Annotated in this window: 10 protein-coding genes; 7 read left to right on the top strand and 3 right to left on the bottom strand. The window is 67.3% G+C overall.

The window, feature by feature from the left end:
• Positions 1–131 precede the first annotated feature (131 nt).
• The 3 genes from AC1DRE_RS16165 (at position 132) to AC1DRE_RS16155 (ending at position 3626) form a co-directional block, all read left to right on the top strand.
• Entirely contained in the window at positions 132–395 is a 264-nt protein-coding gene (locus tag AC1DRE_RS16165; RefSeq protein WP_104172623.1) for a hypothetical protein, read from the top strand.
• Positions 396–510: 115 nt separating this feature from the next.
• On the top strand, positions 511–2817 hold the full coding sequence (ligA, locus tag AC1DRE_RS16160; RefSeq protein ID WP_476985524.1) for an NAD-dependent DNA ligase LigA: 2307 nt from the start codon (positions 511–513) through the stop codon (positions 2815–2817).
• Positions 2814–3626 carry an inositol monophosphatase family protein gene (locus tag AC1DRE_RS16155; RefSeq protein WP_476985523.1) on the top strand — a complete coding sequence of 271 codons (813 nt, stop codon included), beginning with the start codon at positions 2814–2816 and terminating at the stop codon, positions 3624–3626. Before ligA ends, AC1DRE_RS16155 begins: the two co-directional genes overlap by 4 nt.
• 39 nt (positions 3627–3665) lie before the next feature.
• Here AC1DRE_RS16155 and AC1DRE_RS16150 read toward each other — a convergent pair whose 3' ends face one another.
• Positions 3666–5021 (bottom strand): LLM class flavin-dependent oxidoreductase, encoded by a 1356-nt coding sequence (locus AC1DRE_RS16150; protein WP_476985522.1) that lies wholly within the window; start codon positions 5019–5021, stop codon positions 3666–3668.
• 270 nt (positions 5022–5291) lie between these two features.
• Between AC1DRE_RS16150 and AC1DRE_RS16145 the strand changes: the two genes are divergently transcribed.
• Together AC1DRE_RS16145 and AC1DRE_RS16140 are read left to right on the top strand one after the other, a co-directional pair.
• The gene (locus AC1DRE_RS16145; RefSeq protein WP_476985521.1) at positions 5292–5795 is read left to right on the top strand and encodes a GNAT family N-acetyltransferase; all 504 of its coding nucleotides are present in this window, start codon (positions 5292–5294) and stop codon (positions 5793–5795) included.
• A gap of 46 nt (positions 5796–5841) precedes the next feature.
• Complete coding sequence (locus AC1DRE_RS16140) at positions 5842–6225, top strand: RidA family protein (RefSeq protein ID WP_476985520.1); 384 nt, start codon at positions 5842–5844, stop codon at positions 6223–6225.
• Positions 6226–6287: 62 nt separating this feature from the next.
• Here the strand turns inward: AC1DRE_RS16140 and AC1DRE_RS16135 are convergent, their stop codons facing one another.
• Entirely contained in the window at positions 6288–6950 is a 663-nt protein-coding gene (locus AC1DRE_RS16135) for a response regulator (protein ID WP_364120331.1), read from the bottom strand.
• A complete protein-coding gene (locus AC1DRE_RS16130) occupies positions 6943–8685 on the bottom strand; it encodes a sensor histidine kinase (protein WP_476985519.1) in 1743 nt (580 codons plus the stop codon). Before AC1DRE_RS16130 ends, AC1DRE_RS16135 begins: the two co-directional genes overlap by 8 nt.
• 168 nt (positions 8686–8853) lie before the next feature.
• On the opposite strand from AC1DRE_RS16130, the gene AC1DRE_RS16125 reads away from it, so the two are divergent.
• Both AC1DRE_RS16125 and gatC read left to right on the top strand, forming a co-directional pair.
• Entirely contained in the window at positions 8854–10329 is a 1476-nt protein-coding gene (locus AC1DRE_RS16125) for a CitMHS family transporter (RefSeq protein WP_476985518.1), read from the top strand.
• A gap of 128 nt (positions 10330–10457) precedes the next feature.
• Complete coding sequence (gene gatC, locus AC1DRE_RS16120; RefSeq protein ID WP_011691167.1) at positions 10458–10754, top strand: Asp-tRNA(Asn)/Glu-tRNA(Gln) amidotransferase subunit GatC; 297 nt, start codon at positions 10458–10460, stop codon at positions 10752–10754.
• Positions 10755–10757 lie beyond the last annotated feature (3 nt).

The following is a 10757-nucleotide window of genomic DNA, read 5'->3' as shown; positions in this document are numbered from 1 at the left end:
GCATGGGGAGCGGTGCCCATCGACGATGGGTTGGACCGCGGGATAGGTTCTAGGTAATGGATCTTCCGGATGAGCCGGGGGCCGCTGGGGAGCCGATCGGATCGGGTCCGTTGACTAAAGGGAGATAACTAATGGCTATTTGGGGTGCAGACATTGCTCAGCTCAAGGCGCTCGGAACCAAGCTGCAGGCTGGTTCGTCCGAGATTGAGAAGCAGAAGTCGCAGCTGTCGAAGGCTCTTGACGGCACTGACTGGAAGGGCCCGGACGCGGACAAGTTCCGCAGTGAGTGGTCCGGTTCGCACGTGACGGCCCTGGCCAAGGTGGCACAGGCGCTGCAGGAAGCCGGCAAGCAGGCAACCAAGAACGCTTCCCAGCAGGAAGAGGCTTCCCGCTAGGAAGGCCTCCTCCCGCCAGGGACAGCATGCCGGATGCCCCGGACGCCGTAAAGCGTCCGGGGCATCCGTGCGTTAGCAGCCAGACAATGTCAGTGATCTAAGGCAGGATAGGTCTGTGAGCACAGGGAACACGGCAGCAGACACCGAAACAGACAGCACAAATCAGGCCAGCGCCGCAGGGGAACAGGTGCCCTCCGGCGCCGCGCGCGAGGAATACCACAACCTGGTGGAAGAGGTGCGCAAACACCGCTTTGCCTACTACCAGGAGGACGCGCCGACCATTTCGGACGCCGAGTTCGACGAACTCTTCCGGCGCCTCGAAACGATCGAAGCAATGCACCCCGAACTGGTGTCCAACGATTCGCCCACGCAGGAGGTGGGCGGCGAGGTGTCCGCCGCGTTTGCCGCCGTCGAACATCTCCAGCGGATGTACAGCCTCGAGGACGTCTTTTCCCTCGAGGAACTCGAGGCCTGGATCGCGAAGGCCGAGGCCAGCGTCGCCAAGCTCGGCAACGGCACCGCCGGTCCCACCTGGCTCACGGAACTCAAGATCGATGGCCTGGCGGTCAACCTCCTCTACCGCGACGGCAAACTGGTCCGGGCCGCCACCCGCGGGGACGGCTACACGGGCGAGGACATCACCCACAACGTCCTGACCATCAAGGAAATCCCGCAGCAGCTGACCGGCGGCAACTTCCCGGCCGAAATGGAGGTCCGCGGCGAGGTCTTCATTCCGTCGCAGGCCTTCGCCGAATTCAACGAGGCGCTCATCGAGGCCGGCAAGGCCCCGCTGGCCAACCCGCGCAACGCCGCGGCCGGCTCGCTCCGCCAGAAGGACCCGGCGGAAACGGCCAAGCGCCCGCTGCGCATGTACGTGCACGGCATCGGTGCCCGCGAAGGGTTGGAAACGGCCAGCCAGTCGGACACCTACCGCCAGTTGGCCGCCTGGGGCCTGCCAACGAGCCCGTACTTTGAGCTCCTCGGCAGCCTCAAGGAAGTGCTCGCGTTCATCAAACGCTACGGCGACAAGCGGCACAGCCTCACGCATGAGATTGACGGCATCGTGGTCAAAGTGGACGACTTCGCCACGCAGCGCGCACTCGGGTACACCTCCCGGGTGCCCCGTTGGGCTGTCGCCTACAAGTACCCGCCGGAGGAAGTCCACACCAAGCTGCTGGACATCGCCGTGAACGTGGGGCGCACCGGCCGCGTCACCCCGTACGGAGTGATGGAGCCGGTGAAGGTAGCGGGTTCCACGGTGGGTATGGCCACCCTGCACAACCAGGACGTCGTCAAGGCCAAGGGTGTGAAGATCGGCGACATCGTGGTGCTCAGGAAAGCCGGGGACGTCATCCCGGAGATCGTGGGCCCGGTGCTTGCGCTCCGGGACCAGCAGGATCCGCCGGTACGGGATTTTGTGATGCCCACGGAATGCCCGTCCTGCGGGACGCCGCTTGCTCCCGGGAAGGAAGGGGATGTCGATATCCGTTGCCCCAATTCACGCTCCTGCCCTGCGCAGCTGCGTGAACGCGTGTTCCACGTGGCCAGCCGCGGCGCCTTCGACATCGAGGCCCTCGGCTGGGAAGCCGCCATTGCCCTCACCCAGCCCGCTGAGCCCGAAACTCCGCCGCTGACCAGCGAAGCCGCGCTGTTCCGGCTTACGCGCGAAGACCTCGCCGATGTCCGCATCCGCCGCGAGAAGCGGTCCAAGGGAGTGGGCACCGGCGAATTCGAACTGGTGCCGTACTTCTTCAGCAAGGGCACGGCCAAGTCGCCTTCGAAGCCGACGGCCACTACCGAAAAGCTCTTCAGCGAACTGGATAAAGCCAAGACCCAGCCGTTGTGGCGCGTCCTGGTGGCGCTGTCCATCCGGCATGTCGGGCCCCGCGCGTCGCGTGCCCTTGCCACGGCCTTCGGTTCGATGGAGGCCATCCGGCAGGCCTCCGAGGAAGATCTGGCCCATGTCGACGGCGTGGGCCCGGTGATCGCCGCGGCGCTGAAGGAATGGTTCGCCGAGGACTGGCACCGCGAAATCGTGGACAGCTGGGCTGAAGACGGTGTGCGGATGGCGGATGAGCGGGACGAATCCACCCCGCGGACCCTGGAAGGTCTGACCATCGTGGTCACCGGAAGCCTCGAAGGGTTCAGCCGGGACGAGGCCAAGGAAGCCATCCTTATCCGTGGCGGCAAGGCCGCCGGGTCCGTTTCCAAGAACACCAGCTACGTCGTGGCGGGTGAGAACGCCGGAACAAAACTGGACAAGGCCGAGCAGCTGGGGCTTCCGGTGCTGGACGAGGACGGCTTCCGGGAGCTCCTGGCCAACGGACCCGCCGGCGCTTCCGATAGCGCTCCTGAGGATGCGCCGGATGCAGCCGCCACCAGAGACGATGCCGAGGACCACCAGGAAGAGCTGCGGGAATGAGTGTCACACCGGAAGACCTGCTCGAGGTGGCCAAGGAGGCCGCCGCAGCCGGGGCGGCGGTGCTCGCCACCCGGAACGCCGCGGAACTGGACATCAGCAACAAGGGAGAGTCCGGGGACTGGGTTACGGCGTTCGACGTCGCCGCCGAGAACGCCGTGCGTGCAGTCATTGCCCGCGCCCGGCCGCAGGACACCGTGACCGGCGAGGAACACGGCACGCTCAGCCGGGACAATCCCAGCGGGTACCGCTGGTCAATCGACCCGCTGGACGGCACCACCAACTTCATCCGGAACATCGTCTACTACGGCACGTCCGTGGCAGTGGCGGATCCCGACGGCGCCTGGCTGGCCGGCGTCGTCAATGCCCCCGCCCTGGGCCGCGTCTACTACGCATCCCGCGGGCAGGGCGCGTGGCTGGAGGAGCGCGGACAGCGGACCCAGCTCACCGGTCCCGTTCCAGGCCGCGCCGGGCAGATCCTGGCCACGGGCTTCAGCTACGATCCCGAGGTCCGTGCCGAGCAGGCCGAGGCCCTCGGCGGCTTCATGGACGGTTTCGCCGATGTGCGCCGGCTGGGGTCCGCTGCCCTGGACCTGTGCCTTGTGGCGGACGGAACCCATGACGCCTTCGGTGAACGCGGTCTCAATGAGCATGATTTCTCCGCCGGTGCCCTGATCGCCGAGGAGGCGGGATGCTGGGTCCGCCGCCCCCGCCTCACCAGCCCGCTCGACGGCGGACCTTCGGACGAGGAACGCCTCGCCGCGTGGACATGTGCCGGGACGCTCGAGCTGTCCGGGAAGTTTCCGCTCTGACGGGCGGAGGCTGACGGGCGGCGGGGGCTCAGGCGGCGCTCAGGCGTGCGCGGCAGCCAGCCCGGCGGCACCGGAGTAGCGGTTGAGCGGCCGCTCCAGCCCATAGTGACCGCGCAGCGTATCTGCCGTGTATTCCGTGCGGAACAGGCCGCGCCGCCGAAGGACCGGCACCACGTGGTCCACGAAAGCCTCCAGCCCTGAGGGGAGCACTGCGGGCATGATGTTGAAGCCGTCCGCGGCGCCGCTCTCGAACCAGAGCTGAATGGCATCGGCTACCTGCTCGGGCGTTCCCGAGAACGTGCGGTGGCCGCGGCCGCCGCCCAGCCGTCCGATCAGCTGGCGCACCGTGAGCTGTTCGCGGCGGGCAAGCTCCACGATCAGGGTGTAGCGGCTCTTGGCGCCCTGGACGGAGTCCTCATCCGGAAGGTCCGCCGGCAGTTGCCTGTCCAGGGGCAGGTCGTCCGGGCTGACGCCCAGGGTCTTCGCGAGTTCGATGCGTGCGTACTCGGGCCGGATCAGATCGTCGAGTTCGCGTTCCAGTTCCTTGGCCTCGGCTTCCGTGCCGGCCAGCACGGGCACAATGCCGGGCAGGATCTTGATGCCCTCCGGGTCGCGTCCGGCGGCTGCGGTGCGGGCCTTGAGGTCGGCGTAGAAAACCTGCGCGTCTTCGAGCGTCTGCTGCGCAGTAAATACAGCCTCCGCGTAGCGCGCCGCCAGGCCCTTGCCGTTTTCGGAGGATCCGGCCTGGACGATCAGCGGGTAGCCCTGCGGCGACCGCGGTACATTCAGCGGACCGCGGACCCTGAAATGCTTGCCGGCGTGGTCGATCGGCCTGACCTTGTCCGCGTCGGCCCAGACGCCGGCCTCCTTGTCCGCCACCACGGCGTCGTCATCCCAGCTGTCCCAGAGCTTGCCGGCGACGTCCAGGAACTCCGCCGCCCGCTCATAACGGGTGGCGTGCGCCGGCTGGTCATCGACGCCGAAGTTCCGCGCGGCGTCGGGCCCTGCAGTGGTAACCACGTTCCAGCCGGCACGGCCGCCGCTGACGAAATCCACGGAGGCGAACCGGCGGGCAAGGTTGAACGGATCGTTGTAGGTGGTGGAGGCCGTGGCAATCAGGCCGATCTTCTCGGTGGCGGCGGCGATGGCGGTCAGCAGCACCGTCGGTTCGAGCTTTCCGGCGGGCCGGCGGCCCACGTTGCCGAAGATCACGGGAGAGTCCGCGAAGAAGATGGAATCGAACGTGCCGCGCTCGGCGATCTGTGCCAGGTTGCGGTAGTGGCTGATGTCCGTGCTTGCCCGGGGGTTGCTCTCGGGCAGCCGCCACGAGGCTTCGTGGTGGCCGGTGCTCATGAGGAAAGCGTTAAGGTGCAGGGTGCGCTGGGACGGTGCCATGGGGTGATCCTGTCGGTGGGTTGTTGTTCGGGCGGCGTGTCGGTGGTGCAAATCAACCACAGCCGCACCGGCCGCTGCCAGCCCCGCCGACCACTGGAGAAACGGCGCGAAACAGCGGGAAATGCACGGAAACAGCGGGCAACGCCCGGACACACAGGGCAACGCCCGGACACGCGGCGCAACACAAGGCAACCGGCGCCTGGTGATAGTTCAGTCACGGAAACAGCCTTTTCGTCGGCTGCGGGACGCGCGCACACCTAGCATGGATAAGTGCATCCGCAGATCCTCATTCGCCCCGCCGTCCCGGCAGATTACGACGCCGTGGCCCGCATTACGCGGGACGCCTACCTTGCCGCGGGCTACTTCGCGGATGCCGACCACCCGTACATGCTGCAGATCCAGGATGTGGCCAAGCGGGCCGCCCAGGCCACCGTCTGGGTTGCCGAGCGGGCGGGCCGCGTCGTCGGTTCCGTGACACTCGCCGTCGCCGGTGAGCCTTTCGCGGACATCGCCCTGGTGGACGAACTCGAATTCCGCATGCTAGTCGTGGACCCGTCCGTCCAGCGCAGCGGCGCGGGGAAGGCCATGGTCGAGGCGATCATTGCCCACGCCAAGTCGCTTGACGGCATCAGGGCCGTGGCCCTCACGACGGGCCTCACGTGGGAAAGCGCGCACGGGCTGTACCGCAAGGTTGGCTTCCAGCGCGTACCCGAGCGCGACTGGTTCGTGCCGGATACCGACATAAAGCTGCTGGTTTACCGGCTGGACGTCTAGCCGCCCTAAAGTGGTGCCGACTCAAGGCACCATCGAAAGGCACACCATGCGCAAGACATTCGGCTCCGGCTCCACGTGGGAGCAGACCCTCGGCTATTCCCGTGCGGTGCAGGTGGACAACACCCTGCACATCTCCGCCACCGCCGCCAGCGGTGAAGACGGAATCGTGGGCGAGGATTTCTATGCCCAGACCAGGTTCATCCTGGAAAAGCTGGGTGCAGTCCTGGCCGAGGCAGGGTTCGAATACGGCGACGTGGTGCAGTCCAAGCTCTACCTGACGGACATCAGCAAGTGGGAGGACGCCGGCCGGGCCCACGGTGAAGTGTTCGGCGACATCCGTCCCACCCTGTCCCTGGTCCATGTACTGCCGTTCCTCGACCCGAACATGCTGGTGGAGATCGAACTCGTGGCCCAGAAGAGCGCCAGCTAGCAGAGCGCGAACGGACACTTGCGGCCCGCCCGGGAGCGGGGGCCTCACGTGTCCGTTCGCGCTTAGGAAGCAGGAAGACCGTAGCGGTGTTCCGGGCGGCCGGTGGTTCCGTAGCGGAGCTGGATGTCGACGGCGCCGTCATCCGCCAGCGAGGACAGGTACCGCTGGGCGGTGGCCCGGGAAACACCGACCCGCCCCGCCACCTCGGCCGCCGAATACTGTTCCCCGGGCACCAGGGATTCCAGCACTGCCGCCTCGGTGGCGGAGCGCGGCCTGGCCGATACCGTGACGTCCCCGGGAATCAAGGACCGTTTGGCCCGCTCCACCGTGTCCTGGTCCAGCGCGCCGGGCTGGGCCAGGATCCGCCGGTACCGGGCATAGGAACGGAGCTGCTGGGACAACGACTCGGCCGTGAACGGCTTCAGCAGGTACCCCAGGGCGCCGCGCCGGAAGGCGGCGCGCAGCGAAACGGCGTCCGACGCCGCGCTCAGGATCATGGTGTCCACATCCAGCTGGCGGAGCAGGTCCAGGCCCGAGCCGTCGGGCAGGTACACATCCAGCAGCACCAGGTCCGGGCGCAGGCTGTGGATGGCCTGCAGCGCCTGCGACGCCGAACCTGCGGGCGGCAGCGCCAGGAAGCCGGCCACCGAATCCACGTAGGCCGCATGCAGCTTGGCGACGTGGAAGTCGTCGTCCACAATCAGCACCCTGAAATCCTCAGACATCGGTGTCCTTCCCGATCAAACTGTCGTTCCTGATGGGCTTGTCCTTTCCGGGCAGGTCGGCTGTGGTCCGCGGCAGCGTTGCCATGAAGACTGCGCCGGGGCCGCCGGGGGAGCCGGGCTCCAGGACCCGGACGTCCCCGCCGCGGCGCCGCGCCAGCTGCCGGGCCAGTGCCAGCCCCAGGCCCTGCCCGCCGGCGGCACGTGCCGGCCCTGCCGCCGTCGTGAATCCTTCGGCGAACACCGCCTCCGCCCCGCCGGCCGCCGTTTCGGCAGCCAGGCCGTCGCCGGAGTCGGCGACGACGACGTGCAGCGTCCCGCCGTCGGGCCCCGGCTCGTCCAGCAGTTCCACTTCCACCCAGCGGTCCGCCGCGGAGCCGGCGACGGCGGCGTTCACGGCGTTGTCGATCAGGTTCCCCAGGACCGTGGTGACGTCCTGCGGTTCGGTCACCTGGCCGCGCACCAGCGTTTCCGGGCCGATACGCAGTGCCACGCCGCGTTCGTCCGCCTCCACGCCCTTGGCGCCGACGAAAGCCTGCAGGTACGGGTCCTGCAGGAGCTCGGCCTGGTCCACCGGGAACTTGAGCGGGCCGGTGGCCGCCAGACGCGCCAGGTAGTCGCGGGCCTGCTGGTGCTGCCCGATGCTCATGAAACCGGCAATGGTGTGCAGCTGGTTGGCGAACTCGTGGCGCTGGGCGCGCAGCGCGGTGGACATGGTGCCCACGGCATCCAGCTGGCGCGTCAGGTGCTGCAGCTCGGTGCGGTCGCGGAGCATCACCACCCAGCCGAGGTCTTCGCGCCGGTGCAGTGCCTTGCGGGCACTGGCCACCAGCACCCGGATGCCGGCGATGATTTCGACGGCGTCTGCTTCGGCCGCGTCCGGCTGCGTCAGGGCCTTCAGCTGTTCCGGGACCGGCGCCTGTTGCCACGGTGTGCCGGTGAGATCCGTCTGGCCAAGCAACCGCTGGGCGGCGGCGTTGAACACACTGATCCGGCCGTCTGCCGCCACGCCGATCACGCCGTCGTCAACGCCCTGGAGGACCGCCACCTGGTCGTGGACCAGGGTGCTGATCTCCTCAGGTTCCAGGCCAAGCGTCAGCCGCTGCAGGCGGCGGCGCAAGAGGAACGAGGCCAGGACTCCGGCCAGCAGCGAACCGGCCGCGGTCAGCGCGATGGGCGTGATGTCCCGGGCCAGGCTCTGGACGATGCTCTCGGTGGAATACCCCACGCTGACCTCGCCCACCACAGTGTCCGAGTCCGGGCCGAAGACGGGCACCTTGGCTCCCGCCGACGGTCCCAGCGTGCCGGTGTTCCGGGTGGTCACCTCCTTGCCCGAGAGGGCTTCGGAGGGATCCGTGCTGACCTTCTCACCCAGCCGGTCGGCGTCGGGGTGCGCGAGACGCAGGCCCGTTTCATCCGTGATCACCACGAACAGCGCCCCGGTGCGGGTACGTGCACCTTCGGCCACCGCCATCAGCGGGCCGGCCAGCAGCACCGACGCGGGGGGAGTGCCCGCCCCGCGGCTGATGGACTGGACCTCCCGGCGGACGGTGGGATCGGAGGCCACGGTGCGCGCAAGCGTCAGTGCCTGGCTCTCTGCTTCGCGGCCAAGCCGTTCGTACGTCAGCCAGGCATGCACGGCACCGCTGAGCAGCACAACGAGCAAAACCACACCGAGCTGGAGCAGGAGGGTCTGAGTAGAAAACCGCAGGGGCTGCCGCGGTGCCGGACGCTTCATTGCCCTCCTGACGGGGTTTTGGCCTGCTGAGCTAAATGAGCAAAATGCTCCTAATAAGCAGTATGCCAATCAATTGAACCAAAGGCACTGCCGTGATGCGGGCCACTCTAACGTCTGTAGTGCGCATCACACCGGAGTGGTGCCGATTGACTGACAAAGGAGCCGGCTGTGCTGGTATTACTTGGATTCGCCATGATCGCGGTATTCATGGTGCTGATCATGACGAAGAAGTTGACGCCAGTACTGGCGCTGATCATTGTTCCCACCGTCTTCGGGCTGTTCGCCGGGGCGGGGCTGGGCATCGGGGACATGGTGCTGGACTCGATGAAGTCCATGACCTCCACCGCAGCCCTGCTGATGTTCGCCATCATCTACTTCGGCCTGATGATCGACGTCGGGCTGTTCGACCCGCTGGTGCGGTTCATCCTCCGCAAGCTGGGCAATGACCCGGCCAAGGTGGTGCTGGGCACCGCCATCCTGGCCGCCGCAGTGTCCCTGGACGGCGACGGCTCCACCACCTTCATCCTCACCACGGCCGCCATGCTGCCTGTCTACCTGCGGCTCAAGATGAGCCCCGTCGTCCTGACCTGCGTGGCGGGCCTTGCCAACGGCACCATGAACATCCTGCCCTGGGGCGGCCCCACCGCCCGCGCCGCCACCGCACTGAAGATCGATGTCAACGACGTCTTCGTCCCGATGGTCCCGTCGCTGATCGCCGGCCTCGTTGTGGTCTTCGTCTTCGCCTGGCTGCTGGGCCTGCAGGAACGCAACCGCCTCCGCGCCACCGCCCCGGAAATCTGGGGCGTGCCTGATACGGCAGAAGAGCTCGACGGCGGTACCAGCGGCGGCCGCTCGGCCGGCGGTTCCGGTACCGGACGCAAGGGTTCCGGTCCTGCCGGAACAGCCCCTGCAGGTGTCTCCCCGGCGGGCGGCTCCGTTGCCGTGCTCGAGCGCACCGAATCCCTCGTTGACGACCGCGACTCCGCCATGGCCGACACCGCCCTCGACCCCAACCGCAAGACCCTGCGCCCCAAGCTGTTCTGGTTCAACCTGGGCCTGACCGTCGCCGTCATGGTCATGCTCGTGGCGGACCTGGTGCCGCTGCCGTTCGTCTTTATGGTGGGCTCCGCCATCGCCCTGCTGGTCAACTTCCCCAAGGTCAAGGACCAGGGTGCCCAGCTGATCGCCCACGCCCCGTCCATCGTCGCCGTGGTCAGCATGGTCATGGCAGCAGCCGTCCTCACCGGCGTCCTGAAAGGCACCGGCATGGTCGAGGCCATGTCCGCGTGGCTCGTCCAGATCATCCCCACCAGCATGGGCCCGTTCATGGCCGTGATCACCGGCGTCCTCAGCATTCCCATGACGTTCTTCATGAGCAACGACGCCTTCTACTTCGGTGTCCTCCCTGTGCTGAGCGAGACCGCTGCCCACTACGGCGTCAGCGCCGCCGACATGGCGCGGGCCTCCATCACCGGCCAGCCGTTCCACCTGCAGAGCCCGCTGGTGCCCGCCATCCTGCTGCTCGTTTCGTTGGCCAAGGTGGACCTCGGCGACCACCACAAGAAGGTGCTGTGGCGCACGGCCGTCATCTCCCTCGTCATGCTCGGTGTCGGGGTGCTGACGGGAGCCATCGGGATCGGCTAGGGTAAAGCTGCCTGCGGCTAGCCGTGGGCCGGTGTTGCCCGTCTGACGCCCGCTGGGGGTCGTCAGGCGGGCACACTGTTGCAACGTAGACTATTGGGGAAACCAAAACTACATTGCAGGGGAGATCCATGGCTGCGATCAACCGCGACGACGTCGCGCATCTCGCGCGTCTCGCGCACATCGAGATGAGTGCTGAAGAGCTGGACCGGATGGCCGGCGAACTGGCCGTCATCGTCGAATCAGTGAAGTCCGTAAGTGAAGCCGCCGGTGATGATGTCCCGGCCACGTCCCACCCGATCCCGCTGACGAATGTGTTCCGCGAGGACGTTGTGGGCCACACCTTCACAGCCGAGCAGTCCCTGAGCGGTGCACCCGACGCATACGAGGGCCGCTTCAAGGTTCCGGCCATCCTGGATGAGGACTGATAC

Source organism: Arthrobacter sp. P4_H3 (assembly GCF_056400885.1).
This window is presented reverse-complemented; position numbering and strand designations above follow the sequence as displayed.